The following is a 16,623-nucleotide window of genomic DNA, read 5'->3' as shown; positions in this document are numbered from 1 at the left end:
GCAACCTAGATCTGCCGTATGATCATATCTATGCGATAGTGTTACTTTTGTGGAAAGAAAGGAAAATGTTCTATGAGCGATTGGAAGCTTGAAAATTTATTTCTTTCATCGATCCGAATTTATAGCAGTAATAAAAATCATAGTGGATACATTTTGAGTAAAAGAACGCTTAAAAATTATGCCATCTGCATGATAAGCAATGGCACGGGTGTACTCTCCATTAATGAAGTTACCCATATAGCTCAGGAGGGAGATTTATTTATCTTGTTGCCTGGGATGACTGTCGAGGGCACATCTCATGGGTTGAATCCCATTCACTTCTCAGTTATTTTCTTCTCTTGCTTGCAATTGAAGAAACGAAGCAAAGAATGGAGCATGGAACACCCCCTTTTCCCTATCAGCGGGAAGCATCAACTAACTGCACATGATCGTTCTGTAAAAGAAATACTCGAGCGAATTCTAACGTCAGCTAAGAACGGCCAAATCCAAGAAAAGCTCGATTTGAAATATCACTTACATACCCTGCTTACGAAATTAATGATCGTTAGCCGATCACAAGAACATGAACCCGAGAAACTAATTGGCATGGACTATGCACTCGCATTTTTAAACGAGAATTATATGAAAGAACTCAAAATGGGTCAGTTAGCAAAAATGGCCGGTTATAGCATCAATCATTTTACAAGAATCTTTAAGAATCGTATGAATATGACCCCGACGGAATATTATTTGCAACAACGTATTAGAAAGGCCAAACAACTGCTCTTTTCTTCTGAAAAAATGAAAGAGGTAGCCCAACAAGTCGGTTATAAAGACGAACACTATTTCAGTCGAGCGTTTAAGAAAGAGGCTGGTGTCGCTCCTACACTTTATATGAAAGACAAGAGCCGACGAATCGCGGCTTTGTACTATGGACTTGATGACTATTTAATGACACTAGGACTTCATCCCGTTGCTGTTTTGTCATATCAAGATCGGGTTTCACAACATTACCCTGTTCCTACTTTTGATGCTATTAGTCAAGGAACCGTTCGCCTCGAAAGCATCAAACTGAATTACGACAAGTTGATACAAACCAAGCCTGATCTTATCCTGACAAGTAATCGCTTCGAAATGGATGAGACACTCGAAAGTATAGCGCCGACCATCATGTTAACGCATTCGAATGATTATGCCCGAATGTTGTCCTATTTAGCAGCAATTCTGGGTAAAGAATCACAAGCAGCGTCCTGGAAAGACAGGTATGCAGAGCGCAAAAATATGTTACAAAATAAAATCACAGAAAGATGGGGTTCACAAACCGCGTATTATATCCGAGTTAGTTCAAGTTTCTACCGTATCTATGGCTCCCTCAATCAAACAGGGACCCTACTCTACAATGATCTTGGTCTGAAGCTTCCCGTCGAATTTCCACATAGGGAATGGGCTTTTGATTTTCAATTATCCGATCTAAAGCTATTTAATCCAGATCATATTTTTATAATGACGGATCTTACGGAGATTGCCAAACAACGACTACAGCAGCTTATGTTATCTGACGAATGGTTAGCGCTGGAAGCCGTGAGAAAGCATCAAGTTTACGAGGCAAGCGATTTGCTTTTCAAAACGTTAGGTCCAACTGGACGACTCTGGGCATTGAATCAGATTGTAAGTCAATTACAAATTGATAAGGTGAAATAGTTCAAGCGAATATAGGGAGATAGTCAATTGAACCAGCATATATGTTTCCTTACAATGATAATGATTATTATTATCAAAGAAATGTTTAGGAACAATTTTATGGGAAGTATGATGACCATCATCATTGTACTACTGTTGTCGGCTTGCGGTACGGGGAAAGAAACGAGCACAAGCTCCACTACACCTGCAGCTACAACTGCTAGTCAGACTACGAGAACGATAACGCACTTGAAAGGTAATACGGTCATCCCTGCAAAAATCAATAAAATCGTTGTCCTTTCAGCAGCCTACATTGACCACCTATTAACCATTGGCGAAAAACCTGCTGGTGTAAATAATCAAGTTCGTTATGGTGGAGATTATCTTCCCTATGTAGCTAAACAATTACAGGGAGTTCCCCTAGTAGGATCAGCAGACAAGCCTAATCTCGAAGCCATTTTGGAAATTAAGCCTGATGTTATTCTCGTTGAGAGCCGTACAGCTGCGACAACCTATGAACAACTTCAGAAAATCGCACCGACCATTGTTATGGGGAATGAGTGGCAAGAGTATGAGAGCGACGTTAATTTTTGGAAAAAAGATCTAATGATGATCGCTGAGATGTACGATAAAGCCGATGTCGCCAAATCTAAAATTGCTGAATTGGAATTAAAGGTGACGAAAGCACGCGAGCAAATAAAAAAATTAAGTAATAAGAATTTGGCTTACTTACGTGTTAGAGAAAAAAATCTTCAACTTTACGCGCAAAATGGACATCCAACCAACGTGTTGCTCTATCACGATTTAGGATTTACACCAACCGCTCTTACACCTAAAGATAAACGCGTTGATTTATCCATGGAAAAAATACCTGAAATCAATGCGGATTATGTTTTACTAGAGACGGATCCTAACGCCAATGATTATTTGAAAAACCTGAAAGCGAGCCCACTCTGGAAGAACACCCCTGCAGTTGTGTCAAACAAGATTTATGAAACAGACTCCTTCTGGTTATTTAAAGGTTGGGGTGTCATCGGACGTGGAGAAATTATTGATGAAATTCTAAAGATCATTAAGTAAATGATGATGAATACGGGTGACAGCGAGATTCAACTTATTTCTTCCTTGCAAAACAATTTCGTTACTTCTATTCGTAATTGCAATGAATCGTCTTATACCTATTCAGCGATGGAGTTATTGAAGGAATCGTCCCTTTCGCACATCCTTCTACAGCAGGCTTCCCTGTTGGGAAATGCTGCACCCATGGTCACGGGCACCTTATTTGCTAAACGGTATTCCGTATTCATCATGGGGCTTATGGCATCAGCCAGTATCCATGATACTTTGTTATCAACATCCCTTAACCACGTACGATTCAGTTTGATTCAAGGCGGAGCTATGGCATATGAGACAGTAATCATGGAAAAATCTTTGCTACCAGCGTTTGGTACACAAGAACGTGATCTTCAATTTAGAGAATATATGAAAAGTTTGCAAAGTCATACGGATCTACTTTTTCAAGCCATAGCTTCGCAAACAGGTGCTAACGTCAAAGTAATGTGGGCACTGGTCTCACACAATGTGAGGCAACTCTATTCTCGGCTTGTTGAGGATCAAAAGCACTGGCGAACGAAGAACCGTTTGGAAATGATCCAAAAAGATCAGATGCTCTTGTTTGAACCAGGAAACGATAATCGATTTGCAGTTAAGCTACACATTTTCAAGCATCCGGAATGGCACGGCTCACACTTCTATTTACGGCCATACTGTTGCTTAGCTTATCAAATTGATTCTGGAGGTGGGGCAGAAGATTACTGCACGACCTGTCCTAAACTCAATCCAGAAGAAAGACTGCAACTGCTAAATGATAACAAAAAGCATTAATTCACATACAAAAAAACCAGCCTTGTGTACCATAACGGAACCACAGCGCTGGTCTTATGTTTACGCGTTTACACTAATTTACTACTCGTCTGCACCAAATGCCTTATTAACCGCTTTACTTATAATGGTATCAAACGGTCCCCAGTTGAGATCCTCATTCCCATAAGGATGATTAACCATGTTGCCTTTCAGTTCTGTCAAGTAATGTTTGCCGTATTCGTGCAGCTTGGCGAAATAATCAAAGGCTCCCACAAACGCACAATCGTATTCCTGCGCCAACCTGCGATACATGTGATGAAATTTGTAGAAGTTTCGGGTATTGCCATGTGGTGTAAACACAGGATTCATCCCATTATTCGTTATGATGAGACAAGCTGAGCCATGTACTCGAATTCGCCCTAGTATGTTCCTTAGTGTTTGTTCAATGGCAGCCGTATCTCCTGAACACGCATCATTAATTAAATATTCTAAGACAACTAAATCCGGCTCTAGGCACAACACTTCGTGATCCAGTCTGTGAATACCTCGTCTCGTACCCTCTCCGCCAATCGCTACATTCGATGAGAATATTTTGGACCTAGCATATCTTTTTCTTAAATCCGACATGACCATATATGGCCATAATCCCGAACGTGTAGTACTTTCACCGAAAAATGCAATACGTACGGATTCTCCAGAGGTTAATTTCTCCTTAAGCGTCATTAATTGCTCTGTTTGTTCAATAGGAATGACATCTAGTGGATCAGACAAGGTTGGTGAAAGGTTAAAAATGAGTTGAGGACTAGCGTTAATGTAGAAACGTCGTTTCTCTGTAAGCGCCGTTGGTTGGACACTTGCCAAATTCAATGCCAATCCCCAGTCGGTGTCATGCCCGTAAGCTGATTTATAGACTAATGGAATCGGTTCATTGCGCTTACAAACGATTGAATCTGTCCAACGGACAGTGTCTTCGGTCAACACATTTCCCGTTCCGTAATCTTCCCCAGTTGCAGCTATGCGAATGTTAACGCATCCTTCTGGAAGAATCTCCTGTACCTCAATTATATACATCCGATGAACAGTATCCTCGTATCGTCCAGATAGAATTGGCAAGGCACCATTGAACAAATCCTCTTCTTCCATTTCAATATGTGTTCGGCTGCCTCCATCAATGCTGCTATTTCCCCAACCTGTGAATACATGTGCCAACACCAGTCCATCTTCCACAGCCGGAGGTTCAGGAAGCAATAATTCTCTCGATTCAGGCGCTTCCGTATCCCCTTCAACCACTACAATTTGACCGTCTTTCTGCAAGACAATGGCATCGTATCGACATAACCAAACTACGTAATCCAGTGAGAGTTCTTCTCCCTCTGCGATTTGTCCCTGAGGATGTCGTTTAATCGTACCCCAGTAGTAATCAAACGTATAATCCTGATTGGGCACATACAGGAGATCACGACTTTTGTTATATACCTTCAAAGTTCCTGGTACCATTCGCTGGTAAGGATAGCCCCCGCTTCCGCGTATACCTTCTCCGTTCCAGCCGCAAGGCGAAACTCCACTCTCACCGCGAATGTGATAGACCTGTTTGACAAACTGTCGATCTCCAGCCCATCGAATTGTTATTTTACGCACGTCTTCCCATGAGAGTTGCATATCAGAAGTTTCCACACGACCAGGTAATACAAGAACATCCATGGTAGGTGGAGAGGTTGGAACGACTTGAGCACCTATTTTTATAACCGTCATTAGCTATCCTCACTTATCTATGTCTTCACGTTTTCACTTCATGCCATTACATTATTTTACGATATTTCCCCGTTACTCAGCCATGCTAAATTAAAAGTGGCGAGTGATAGATATTTGGTAAAGGCACATTGATTGTCAACCCAATCCCGTTCGAATAAGCAAAAAATGGTCTGACCATCCGAACTGACGGCAAGATCCGAATAGCCCGAGTAAGTCTCGAGTAAGCGGCTATAGCGCCACGATTTCCCCTCATCAACACTTAAGCGAATTGTCAAATTTCTGCGAGATTGACTTCCCCATAGAAATTTGACACCTGTTTGAAAAGTATGTTCTTGAATATTGTCCGCACCGTCAAAAGCACAATTACTGAATAAGATGCCGCTGAAACCGCTCGTTTCAGGGTAAGCAATGCGAAGTAGGCTTCCCTCACAAATGGGATCATGGAGTTGATTATCCCAATAGGGCTCGCCCCATGTTGCACCACCATCTTTACTGATGACGACCCCACGTCTACGCTCAGCCGACTCGTGACGGAAATTCATCATTACGCTGCCATCATCGAGCTCTACGACAGTAGCTTCACTAGGGTTAATCCAGCCGTTGGTATTCCAAACAATTGAGCCACGCTCCCAAGTTGTGCCACCATCATCACTGTAGATGCTAGAAACGACCGAAGGACGATGAAGTTCCCCGCCGTTCGATAACCATACCGGAATCACTAGGCGCCCGCTGCGCATTTGAATACTGTGTCCCGTGCCATTTCCGATTACATTCCAATCATACTCGTTACGGAACATTTTGAATACATATGTTATTTCAACTGGATCTGACCAGGTAATACCTTCGTCTTCGCTTTGGATATAAAAACAATTGGCATAATTACGGTGCCAGAATAAATAAACGGTATCACCTGTTCGAGATGCAATCATACTTGAGTTATGATACGTCTCTGTTGATGTCCCTTCTACCAGCATAATACGGTCGCTCCAGGTTTCCCCATTGTCCGTGCTGCGACGCATGATGACGTCCTGTTTCGTCCAATCCCCTTCTCCCATCCGAGCCTCGTAATATGCTATTACAGTTCCACGACGAGCCGAAATACGAACAGCCCCTCCAGCGGGACCGTTCATAAATAGCTCCATGCGTACATTAGAAGGCTGAAGATTCATCTCCGCAGGAATTCCATTGAACCAGTCACTGCGGTCAGAGCCAAATGGTGTGCTTATCTCCATAACTAGAACGTGATTAGTATCCAGCAGCGGTAAGAGTTCTGTATCAGGCACAGAGGCCGCAACCATTGAACTCCCCGCCAACACGGTAAAGCCGATCTTTTGTGACCATCTCTCGGATGAAGTGGCTGATTCATGTAACGAAATTACGCTAATCGTTCCATTACCTGTCACCTGATCTGTCAAATCACTGCATATCCAAAATGTGAAAATTCCTTTCTCCTCATCATGGTCGATAGATGCAATAAGGGGTTTCCCCGCCTTTTTCATTGCATAATACCCCGCTTTGGGGTATCCATAATAATCAACTAAACTCCAACCACTTGCAGGCCAGCAGTCGTTGTACATCCAGAACAATAAACCACTTGTATAAAACCGGGTGCGCCTGTAAGCTTCTATGACTAATCGGGTTAGCTCATGCTGGGTATAGGACATTTTGCGCACATGCTCAATAGTTGTGACTGAAGGTGGCATGAGTTTGTCTGTCAGGGTGAGCAACGCTCTGAACAGTGAAAAATCAGTCAATGCGGGATGATTCTTGGTATGGTATTCCAACATCTCATAGCTTGGATCGTCCAGATCTTCCTTACTCATATAAGTGAGGAGTGAATGCACTTCTGGCGTCCCAAACATGGGGAACTCAGGACAAAAACGGCTAAGCAATGAACCAAAATACTTGCGATAATCCCGCATATCATGACTCCGAAAATAGTCGAACATCTCCAACATGGTTCCTGTATAGTGTGCCGTTCCAACCGTGAACGAAATGTTCGGGTATCCGCCAAACGGGCTGGTCGGTAGAAAGGGTCGCGACGGATCCCATTCCTTACAAAGCTTTCCGGTAATTTGCTCAGCAATTTTACGCCCTGGATAGACCGGATCATCTTCGTTCTGGTACATCCCGTTTTCATTGTCCCCATTCCACCACACGAGACTCGGATGGCCACGCAGTGATCGAATGGTCTGGGCAATTTCCTCGTATAAATTAGATCCCCAGTCTTGATCGTCTTCTGGATAGACAGCACAGGCCATTAAGAAATCTTGACAGACGAGGATACCGAGACGGTTGCACCAGCGCCAGAATGACTCCGGCTCGTAGATGCCTCCACCCCAACAGCGAAGCATCGTAATGTTGCCTTCCTTGGCAAGACGAATCAAATGCTCATAGTGGCTATCAGCCACACGAGACGGAAAAGGATCACAAGGAACCCAATTGGCCCCTTTGCAGTAGACAGATACGCCATTAACCAGCAGTGTGAAGCTGCTTCCCGGCTGATCGCCATTAGCGTCCCACTGCGGATTCTCTGTGCGCAGCTTCATCGTCAATGCTGCTTCAGCACTTCCAGGTTGATCCTGTAGTTGTTCAATCCGAACCGTACGAATACCAAATTCATTCTTGCACTCATCAAGTACGTGCCCGGATTCCGTACGCAGTATCGTTATTGCCGTATACAGCGGTTGCCCGCCATATCCTGCAGGCCACCATAGTTCAGGCTCTGGTAAATCAATAGAGAGCGACAGATCGTGGCCAATCAACTTTTTGTTATTTTTCCAAACGACGAGCCCGACTGCATTTACTATCATGACTTCGACCCACACCTGATCGGAAATTCGGCGACTTGTCTTCAGACAATATTCTAGTGCAGCTCCCCTGGGATCAATTGCCTTTGTATACACAAACACATCATCTATCGAAGCCGTTTCTTCGAAGACTAACCGAACAGAGCGCCATATGCCGTAGCTAACAAATCGGTTGACCCAATCCCAGCCGAACGTACACTGCATGCGACGCACGTAGACGCGTTCGTTCGTAAAAGCAGCGTTATAGCTGGCAAAAGGTTTGTTTTTAACACCCTCAGCGATCGTATGAAATTTGATTTCTAGTGTGTTTACTCCTTCGCGTAATAAACCAGCCGTATCGATACGGTAACATCGGAACATGTTATCAGCCTGCAACAACAGTCTATCGTTTAGGTAAATATCCGCGAAAGTATCTAGTCCATTCAACTCCAAAACCGGATATCCTTCTTTTACTTTCTCCAAATGAAACTCTCGGCGATACGTCCACTCCCAGTGCTCAATCCACTGACAATCATCCGCTTGCATGCGGTATCGAGGATCAAGAATGATCCCAGCGTTGTGTAGATCATGATGCACATGCCCTGGAACAGTCGCCTCAATGCCAATTGAGGTGCTCTTCCCAGTTGGATCTACGCCTTCCAACCACCATGTACCATCTAGAAGCATCGATCTCTCCATACGTTCACAGCTCCAATTTCAACTTTATAGGGAATGAATAAGTGTAATCGGGATGAGACCTTTTGTATGCCGGCCATGAGAGCTAAGTTCTAGAACGAGATCGTAGCGTTGTTCATCTAGCTGATCACTCGGGATAATTGTGAATTCAACTTGTTTAGAGCCAATGTTGCAGTGGTTATGTTCCAGTGAGAATGTTGTTTTTCTACCTTGGGATACACGCCAACCATCCGGCAGATACCATGCTGCTTGTATCCATTGCTGCATGTATAACTCATTATCTACGTTTAGTTTCAACGTAATAGGCTGACTTGCTCCAACATAAGGTTCCTTTCCATAATCTAGTTCGCACTTGAATATGACAAAGTTATAAGGAACGACAAACGGCCCTTTGTCCAGTTGATTCTTAAAACTGCGTTCTGTCCACGCGTTAATCGCAATCGGTTTGTGATACAAAGCAGCGGCATCGTTCATCTCAATCGTATAACCATGGCCTTCCGTATTCACGACGTCGCATATGGCTGATCCAAGGAAGGCTGGTGCCAGCCGTACAATACGGTCTGTCAACTCTGTAACAGACTTCGGTACTTTGATTCCCTGGTCTCCCAAATTGATACAAAGTGTCTTGATGGAGTCTCCAATGGGTTCCTTCCACTTCTGAGGAATGTTGTCCACCCCGCCAATGATCCCCATAATGGATCCGATAGTGGCAGCTGTACAATCCGTGTCTTCTCCACAGTTCGTTGCAATACATATGCTTTCGCCAAAATCACCTTCCCCATAGAGCCAACCGAGAATCGTGATACCTACATTGCTCGGAGCATCGTAACCAATAGGTCCAACAGGTACATCGCTTGGCAAATCTTCTTTTCTCATACCCAGAACACCGAAACTTCCCGGCAGTTCATTCAAAATGAGTAACCGTGCATCTTGCCACGTCAACCCGCTTCGGTAAGCGTTTACAACGCAGCCAATACCTCGAGCTACACCGCTCTCCTCCGGAATATAGGACAGTCCAATATCAATTAGTTTGAATGTATCGCTTTCTACAAAAGCAGCACTTTGTACAGCGGCAAAGAATACCTCCGCATACACACCTTCGTGGCTATGATCAACAATCGCATCTTCATAGGCGTATTTGACAGCAATCTCTGGGTGGCCTGGAGCTAGGCAAGCCCATATTTCCGAGCGAATATAAGCCCCATTACTATCGCGAAAAACATTATTTACATAACCTGAAAGCGGAGGAACAATGCCTTGACGCATATTATTCTTACCAGCTCCGTACTCTCCCCAGTTGGGTACGATAAAAGTCAACCAATACTCGCCTAAGATGCTGGCAGTGACACCACGTCCATACTTTTCTGCTACGTTTAACCAGACCAATTGCAGATCTAAATCATCGTTAGGAAGCGGTTCTCCATGTAACTCTTGCGTGTAGAAATCAACATGAAATACGCCGCGTTTGCATTCAAATGGCGCCCCGAGGGTACCTCCAATGTTTTTGCCGATCCAGCAACCTCGCAGCTTTGCTTCATAATCTTGTAAGGTAAGTTTCACTTGTCTTGCCCCTCTCATTATAGAAATGCTATAAACAAAGTTTACAGGAGCAGTTGCATTCTCGGGAATGAATGATTTTAACATGTATGATGCGACTCACCTTAAAATCGTCCAACTTGTTCGCACAGGAGATCCCTCATTCGTTATAATAAGTTTATAAGAAGTTTACTAGAAGATGTCCATTGATTAGTGGAGGCCATTGATGCAGACGATTTCTATGTCCAGATTAACAAAGTTAGATGTCAAATGGGCGGGCGAGGCCGTCGGCAATACGCACCTTCAACAAAAGAAATCTAATCCATTTTACGAATTAATTATCGTGACGCAAGGTACTGTATATTTGCAGGTACGCGATGAACCCTTTACTCTGGTCAGCGGTGAGTGTCTTCTATTAATGCCCTGGGAAGAGCACAGCAGTTGGAAGCCCATTAGCGATCAGGATGGATTCTATTGGGTACAATTTGGAGCTGAACCCGGCTTGCAATTGTCATCTGCTCCCCTTCATACTGCAATCGTGCCGACTCATCAAGATTTACGTACTTCTCCCCTAGGTTCAGAGGTTTCTGAACAACTTCTGTTACCGCGGCGAATTCAGCCTCGTAACCGTTTTGAGTGGCTGTATGTTTTCGACCAGCTCTTACACCAAATGAACACGTCTGACGGGTATTACCGGTATCGAAGTTCCCTGCTCTTGGGGCAGTTACTTGTGTCTATCGCGGAAGCATGGTTGCTTGAACGGGAGGATTCCATCCAACCCCTTTCGACATTTCAGCTGTATCGGAGGCTGGTTAACCTGATGGATGAAGAGTACACCTCCGACTTGAACGGTAGCGCGTTAGAAGCCAAAGTACATCATGCCTACGAATACTTATGTCAAGTATTCAAAAAGCACTCTGGTATGACGATCGTTTCGTATTTACATGACTTACGTATCCAAAGAGCGAAATATCTCCTAACCAGTGACAACCTGAGCATTGGTGACATCGCACAGCAAGTAGGTTTTCAAGATCCCTATTACTTCAGTCGAGTTTTTAAAAATAAAGTGGGTGTAAGCCCTCAAAAATTCCGTGACGCTTCCACAAATGGAAACGGGAGTTAGTCCGGTACGCACCGGTTTCGCCGTCTCCAAGCGGTTGGCGTAATTCCCGTAGTGAATGCTGCCTTTCAACGGTAAATGATGGTCATTCACGATCATATCAGGCTCCCCTTCAATTAACACGTCGTAATTGGGATAATGGAACACTCGAACATCTCAGGTATGAGTTCTTGCGCTAGAGGTCGCAACCGTTCCGCTTCTGCGGCTGGGATCCATCGATATGGCCAGCGTAGTCGCGTACCTACGCTCGACCATCCGCCAATAGCTGCAAGAAGCTTATCGCACGCTGCATTACAATAGCCTTGCTCCGTGATATAGGGAGTAATATGCTGTGTCATAAATTGTACAATACGTTGTTCTTGTTCGATTGCTCCAGGCAGATCTGTTCTCATCCGCTCGTACCAGCGTTGAGCGCCAATCGGGCTTAGGCAGGCTACATTGGAATAAGCCCCCTGCGCTCCACGCGCATAGCCAGATGCTAAGAAATGCCCTGGTACGAAGATTGAAATTCCTTTGGCATGCGTATTCATCGCTTTGTACCAACGAACATCACCACCAGCGACTTTGATCCCGACGACTTCAGGTATTTCCGTATGAATGCGCGCATACAGCTCCGGTGGAATGATTCGCTTCGCATGTGGAGGATTATAGACCACAATTCCGATTGGATTCGCCGCCTCAGCGAACCTTTTCAAACACGATAGAATCTCATCGTCCTTAAGAGAGAACCAATCGGCCAAAATGATCTGAATCGCACTCGGCTTCCATGCCACCGCGCGCTTGATTCTTGCAAGTGACAACTGAGGGCTCATGTGGCTCGCACCGACTTGGAATGGCAACTCTACCTTCTGGCAAGCCACAGCCAGCATCTCGTTCACGCGAACAAACTCCTCTTCGGACTGTGTATGGAACTCCCCAGCAGTCCCATTGGAATAAATCCCACTGACGCCTGCGGCGATTAGGTAATCAATTTCTTCCTGAAGCCGTACATAATCAATCGTATCATCCTCATTAATTGGCAACAGTAGTGTTGCGTAATTGCCGAAGATCTCGTCTGCGTTCATTGGTTTCATTCTTCTAATCCCCTTCTTGGGACATTTCGTTCCCTGTTATAATGTGCAACTATACCTCGATCATAAGGGAAACTGTGAACAGAACGATGCCAATATTCAAGGGAATACTCTCAATTTTTAAGTATCAGCCGAATTAAGGCTTCTCAGCTATATTGTTGATGTTGGCTATCACGTATAATGGAACATATAGATTTAAAAGGAGAGTGCTTCATGCTGCCGCAATACTTATTTGAATATCCAAATATGCATAGCGATTTTCCTTTTTATATAAAAGAGAAACAACACACAGATGTCCCTATGCATCGGCACGATTTCATTGAATTGCTGTTCGTATTAGAAGGTGAAGGTACGGAGTGGATTAACGGTCACGCGCATACGATGAAGTCGGGCACTGTTGTATTACTTCTGCCCTATCAGTTCCATAGCATCCAGGCGGATCCTAAGTATCCATTGAAAATGATTATCTGCAACTTCGACATGACCTTAATTTTTGCGGGTCGGGAGGCGGAACTCGGTTTATTTCAACTTGTTTTTAACGATGAAGGTTTATCGCCATACGTTCAATCCCAAGGGACCGATCTTGAACTTATTAAGGCTTCATTTCAGAATATGTTAACTGAGTATAACGACAATAAAATGTGGAAGCAGCTTCTCATTCAGGCGAATATTTTGGAAGCGCTAACGCGGTTCGACCGATTGCGCCGACAATCTACCCATGTTGAGAAACCGGTTTCAAAAATAAAGAAAACAGACCGCTGGGAAATTATTCGTTATGTGTATGATCATTATTTGCAGCCCCTTTCCCTTGTCTCGCTTGGTCACGAGTTCAAGCTGAATCCTGTGCAAGTTAGTGAGATGATTAAAGAAAGACTCGGCATTGGATTCGCCCAATTTATTCAAGAATTGCGTGTGCGACATGCCTGCTCCCTGCTGAAAACGACGGACTTGCCCGTATTTGATGTCGCCATCGAATCAGGGTTCGGCTCATTTCAAACGTTTTTCCGAATATTCAAAAAGATGAAAGGCACTACACCAGGCAGTTATCGAAGTCTTCGCTAGATGCGATATTTGTTATTGATGCTTCAGAGTCACCACAAAAAAAGCCTTCAAGCCCTTATTGGGCCGAAGGCTTTTCGCGAGTTATACGACCATCATGAAGTAATTTTTGTTTAATTTGTTTGATAGTCAACCCTTCTTCTTCTTTCATTAGACGAATTTCCTCAAGCCGTTGTAAGGCTAATACACGTGGGTATCTTCTTGTCAATCTAGTATCCTCTTGCTGAAATGAGATCATATCCTCTTCGGTGTAATATTTGATGGTACTGTATCGAACGCCAGAAAGTTCAACCAATTCGCTAATACTTACATATTCTGATGATAATATTGTATCTAAACTTCGTTTTCTCCCCATATTTTCACCCCTACGTTGCTGCACAGCTCCAAGCTACATGCCAGATTCAAGATTTTGGATAGCAATATCAACCGTTCTTATTTTTTTATAAAGGTCACCTTTGCGAAATATCGCTAGTCTTTGTTTTAACGTTTTTTGTTCGTAATCCGAAAAATAATCGGTAAGCATACTTTTACTGTGTAAAAATAACACTAAGGCGACGGTATGATCTTCTACATTTCCATCTTCTAACAACTCAGCTCGAATTTTCTCGATGATGTGTTTCCGTGCATGTGCGACATCTGTATATTTTTTTGCTGGAACAACAAATAAAATCTCCGTATTTTCAATCTTCATTACTCCTTTATCTACAAGGCTTTCTAAAACCATTTTATAAATGTCTCTTTGATTATAGTAAAAATATGATACCCACTTTTTTAGTTTCTTTGGTTTTTCAGCAGCGATAATGTCGAGTAATTTGTCCAGATACTTTTCACCTGTTGATTCTGAGTTTGAAATTTTGACTGTCTCATCACCTTCAAAAAAAACATTACCATTTAAAGAAAGTTCCACGAAACAAGCCATTACCGTATACAAGGCAATATTCATGCGAAACATGGCCTTTATTTTATTCGTCTCACGATCTAACGCTAACAAAGTAAACTCTTCGGGGACTGATAAATTGTGCAACATGGTAATATCAACCATCCTTTCAGTCATTTTCACTTACTACTTACTACTTACTACTTACTACTTACTACTTACTACTTACTACTTACTACTTACTACTTACAATAATGTCCCAAATACAAAAAGTCAAAGGGTTTATTCATCAATTTTGAATTTGACATACGTAAACAGGCTACCGTTAATTACGGTAACCTGTTGGCATAAAAATTTTTAGTTATCAGCAGCGTTTCATTCCTGTTATTCCTTCACTGCACCCAGCATGATGCCGGATACGAAATATTTTTGAAGGAATGGATACACGATTAGCATAGGCACCATGGCAATAAAGACCTTAGCAGCATTGAGTGTCCTGTTGGATAACTCAGAGAGCTTTTTATATTGTTCTGGTGTCAAGTTGGTTCCAACAGGGATGTTAACTACCAACTGCTGAATATAGGTTTGCAGCGGATATTTATCAGATGTATTCATCAGCACCAGACCGTTAAAGAACTCATTCCAGTGATAGACACTGATAAACAGCGCTACTGCTGCTAAGACAGGGATGGAACAAGGGATATAGATCCGAAACAAAGTGGCCCAAGGGCCTGCACCATCAACAATTGCCGCTTCGCTAAGTTCCTTAGGGAGATTCCGAAAAAAATTCATAATTAAAATTACATTAAATATTGGAACACCACCGCCAAGCACTAGTGCCCAGATGGAGTTGATTAAACCATAATTCTGGATCGTGAGATACCATGGAATTAGACCACCATTGAATACCATACAAAAAACCAGGATCCACATAAACGTATTGCGTGCTTTAAATTCTCTCTTAGATCTGGCCAAAGGATAGGCCATCAGAATACTAATGAACATGGAGAATGCCGTACCTAACACGGTTCGTTGGATTGAAATCCAGAAGGAATTTAAGAAAAGTCCATCGTTTATGATCTCTTTGTAGGAGGCTAAAGAAAAACCAATGGGATAGAGTGTGACCAACCCTGCGTTTGCAGCTGATTTATCGGAGATGGACACACAAAAGGTATACCATAACGGGTATACGCAGCTAATTAGCAACAATCCTAGGAGAGCCACATTGACAATCTCGAAAGTACGCGAACCTAACGTAATATTTCTTACCATTGCAATGCCTCCTTTTTAAAATACGGTATAATCTGCATATCTGTATGCTAACCGGTATGAGATAACGATGAGCAAGAAGCTGATGACCGATTTGAACAAACCTGCAGTTGTTGCCAGTGAGAATTGCAGATTCTGCAAGCCAAGCCGATAAACCCATGTATCTAAAATATCACCTGTGGAGTAGACAAGTGGATTATAGAGATTGTATACCTGATCGAAACCTGCATTTAGCACGTTGCCTAGGCTCAGAACGCCCAGCAGCACGACGGTTGTCGTAAGCGCCGGAAGTGTTATATTCCTTATCATCTGCCACCGATTAGCTCCATCGATCGCAGCCGCTTCATATAAATTCATGTTGACGCCAGTCAGTGCTGCAAGATAAATAATGGCATTGTATCCGAACTCTTTCCACACATCGGTGCCGATAACCAATTGACGAAATATACTTGCGTCTGCCATAAAAAGCTTGGGATCTCCCCCGAACATTTGAATGACGGTGTTGACAACACCGTAATAACCGAAAATGCCAATAACGATCGTCGCCATAATAACCCATGATAAAAAATGAGGTAAATAAACGATGGTCTGAACAAACTTTTTATATCGCAAGTTGGTAAGCTCATTGAGTAGAATCGCAAATACCAAGGGGATTATTAAATTAAATACAATTTTGCCCACAGCGATAATAATGGTGTTCGTAATGACCGATTTGCTGTCATTTAATTGAAACATATATCTAAAATTTTCCAACCCAACCCACTCGGAACCGAGTATTCCCACGCCGGGATTATAATTTTGAAATGCCATCACGATGCCGAACATCGGTACAATACTGAACATAATAAGCCAAATCATGCCTGGAAGCAGCATGAAGTAATAATGCTTTTGGAAACCCATTTTCCTCATAACGGTTGTCCCCCATCTCAACAG

At 43.2% G+C, this 16,623-nt stretch carries 13 protein-coding genes; 5 read left to right on the top strand and 8 right to left on the bottom strand.

What is annotated here, in order from left to right:
- Window positions 1-72 precede the first annotated feature (72 nt).
- The 3 genes from J2736_RS07415 to J2736_RS07405 are packed head-to-tail and all read left to right on the top strand — an operon-like array spanning window position 73 to window position 3,543.
- Window positions 73-1,680, top strand: coding sequence for an AraC family transcriptional regulator (locus J2736_RS07415; protein ID WP_310224887.1), 1,608 nt, complete (start codon window positions 73-75; stop codon window positions 1,678-1,680).
- A 60-nt stretch (window positions 1,681-1,740) separates the two neighbouring features.
- Window positions 1,741-2,739, top strand: a complete 999-nt coding sequence (locus tag J2736_RS07410) for an iron-siderophore ABC transporter substrate-binding protein (RefSeq protein WP_310224884.1) — start codon at window positions 1,741-1,743, stop codon at window positions 2,737-2,739.
- Entirely contained in the window at window positions 2,740-3,543 is an 804-nt protein-coding gene (locus J2736_RS07405) for a (2Fe-2S)-binding protein (RefSeq protein WP_310224882.1), read from the top strand. It abuts the gene before it with no gap.
- Between the two features lie 81 nt (window positions 3,544-3,624).
- On the opposite strand, the gene J2736_RS07400 is transcribed toward J2736_RS07405, so the two are convergent.
- From J2736_RS07400 to J2736_RS07390, 3 genes are read right to left on the bottom strand one after another with little or no spacing between them, the layout of a single operon-like run.
- Window positions 3,625-5,274 (bottom strand): SGNH/GDSL hydrolase family protein, encoded by a 1,650-nt coding sequence (locus J2736_RS07400; protein ID WP_310224880.1) that lies wholly within the window; start codon window positions 5,272-5,274, stop codon window positions 3,625-3,627.
- A 56-nt stretch (window positions 5,275-5,330) separates the two neighbouring features.
- Window positions 5,331-8,762: a glycosyl hydrolase 2 galactose-binding domain-containing protein gene (locus tag J2736_RS07395; protein WP_310224878.1), complete on the bottom strand. Its 3,432-nt coding sequence runs from the start codon at window positions 8,760-8,762 to the stop codon at window positions 5,331-5,333.
- Between the two features lie 24 nt (window positions 8,763-8,786).
- On the bottom strand, window positions 8,787-10,319 hold the full coding sequence (locus tag J2736_RS07390) for an ADP-ribosylglycohydrolase family protein (protein WP_310224876.1): 1,533 nt from the start codon (window positions 10,317-10,319) through the stop codon (window positions 8,787-8,789).
- 202 nt (window positions 10,320-10,521) lie between these two features.
- Between J2736_RS07390 and J2736_RS07385 the strand changes: the two genes are divergently transcribed.
- Window positions 10,522-11,418, top strand: coding sequence for an AraC family transcriptional regulator (locus J2736_RS07385; RefSeq protein ID WP_310224874.1), 897 nt, complete (start codon window positions 10,522-10,524; stop codon window positions 11,416-11,418).
- A 113-nt stretch (window positions 11,419-11,531) separates the two neighbouring features.
- On the opposite strand, the gene J2736_RS07380 is transcribed toward J2736_RS07385, so the two are convergent.
- The gene (locus J2736_RS07380; protein ID WP_310224872.1) at window positions 11,532-12,488 is read right to left on the bottom strand and encodes a dihydrodipicolinate synthase family protein; all 957 of its coding nucleotides are present in this window, start codon (window positions 12,486-12,488) and stop codon (window positions 11,532-11,534) included.
- Window positions 12,489-12,698: 210 nt separating this feature from the next.
- On the opposite strand from J2736_RS07380, the gene J2736_RS07375 reads away from it, so the two are divergent.
- On the top strand, window positions 12,699-13,547 hold the full coding sequence (locus J2736_RS07375) for an AraC family transcriptional regulator (protein WP_310224869.1): 849 nt from the start codon (window positions 12,699-12,701) through the stop codon (window positions 13,545-13,547).
- Window positions 13,548-13,602: 55 nt separating this feature from the next.
- Here J2736_RS07375 and J2736_RS07370 read toward each other — a convergent pair whose 3' ends face one another.
- The 4 genes from J2736_RS07370 to J2736_RS07355 form a co-directional block, all read right to left on the bottom strand.
- On the bottom strand, window positions 13,603-13,899 hold the full coding sequence (locus tag J2736_RS07370) for a MerR family transcriptional regulator (protein ID WP_310224867.1): 297 nt from the start codon (window positions 13,897-13,899) through the stop codon (window positions 13,603-13,605).
- A 33-nt stretch (window positions 13,900-13,932) separates the two neighbouring features.
- The gene (locus J2736_RS07365; RefSeq protein ID WP_310224865.1) at window positions 13,933-14,571 is read right to left on the bottom strand and encodes a GOLPH3/VPS74 family protein; all 639 of its coding nucleotides are present in this window, start codon (window positions 14,569-14,571) and stop codon (window positions 13,933-13,935) included.
- Window positions 14,572-14,805: 234 nt separating this feature from the next.
- Window positions 14,806-15,693: a carbohydrate ABC transporter permease gene (locus tag J2736_RS07360; RefSeq protein WP_310224863.1), complete on the bottom strand. Its 888-nt coding sequence runs from the start codon at window positions 15,691-15,693 to the stop codon at window positions 14,806-14,808.
- Between the two features lie 15 nt (window positions 15,694-15,708).
- The gene (locus J2736_RS07355) at window positions 15,709-16,599 is read right to left on the bottom strand and encodes an ABC transporter permease (RefSeq protein WP_310224861.1); all 891 of its coding nucleotides are present in this window, start codon (window positions 16,597-16,599) and stop codon (window positions 15,709-15,711) included.
- Window positions 16,600-16,623: the final 24 nt, after the last annotated feature.

It is taken from the genome of Paenibacillus qinlingensis (assembly GCF_031455095.1).
In the GTDB taxonomy this organism is placed as follows: domain Bacteria; phylum Bacillota; class Bacilli; order Paenibacillales; family NBRC-103111; genus Paenibacillus_E; species Paenibacillus_E qinlingensis_A.
The sequence above is the reverse complement of the archived record's forward strand: the minus strand, read 5'-3'. Positions and strand labels throughout refer to the sequence as shown.

Bases quoted from the DNA above. Each gene is read 5' to 3' on its own strand.
- J2736_RS07400 (WP_310224880.1), bottom strand. From the start codon at position 5,274: ATGACGGTTATAAAAATAGGTGCTCAAGTCGTTCCAACCTCTCCACCT.
- J2736_RS07415 (WP_310224887.1), top strand. From the start codon at position 73: ATGAGCGATTGGAAGCTTGAAAATTTATTTCTTTCATCGATCCGAATT.
- J2736_RS07395 (WP_310224878.1), bottom strand. From the start codon at position 8,762: ATGGAGAGATCGATGCTTCTAGATGGTACATGGTGGTTGGAAGGCGTA.
- J2736_RS07380 (WP_310224872.1), bottom strand. From the start codon at position 12,488: ATGAAACCAATGAACGCAGACGAGATCTTCGGCAATTACGCAACACTA.
- J2736_RS07360 (WP_310224863.1), bottom strand. From the start codon at position 15,693: ATGGTAAGAAATATTACGTTAGGTTCGCGTACTTTCGAGATTGTCAAT.
- J2736_RS07405 (WP_310224882.1), top strand. From the start codon at position 2,740: ATGATGATGAATACGGGTGACAGCGAGATTCAACTTATTTCTTCCTTG.
- J2736_RS07355 (WP_310224861.1), bottom strand. From the start codon at position 16,599: ATGAGGAAAATGGGTTTCCAAAAGCATTATTACTTCATGCTGCTTCCA.
- J2736_RS07385 (WP_310224874.1), top strand. From the start codon at position 10,522: ATGCAGACGATTTCTATGTCCAGATTAACAAAGTTAGATGTCAAATGG.
- J2736_RS07365 (WP_310224865.1), bottom strand. From the start codon at position 14,571: ATGTTGCACAATTTATCAGTCCCCGAAGAGTTTACTTTGTTAGCGTTA.
- J2736_RS07410 (WP_310224884.1), top strand. From the start codon at position 1,741: ATGATTATTATTATCAAAGAAATGTTTAGGAACAATTTTATGGGAAGT.
- J2736_RS07375 (WP_310224869.1), top strand. From the start codon at position 12,699: ATGCTGCCGCAATACTTATTTGAATATCCAAATATGCATAGCGATTTT.
- J2736_RS07370 (WP_310224867.1), bottom strand. From the start codon at position 13,899: ATGGGGAGAAAACGAAGTTTAGATACAATATTATCATCAGAATATGTA.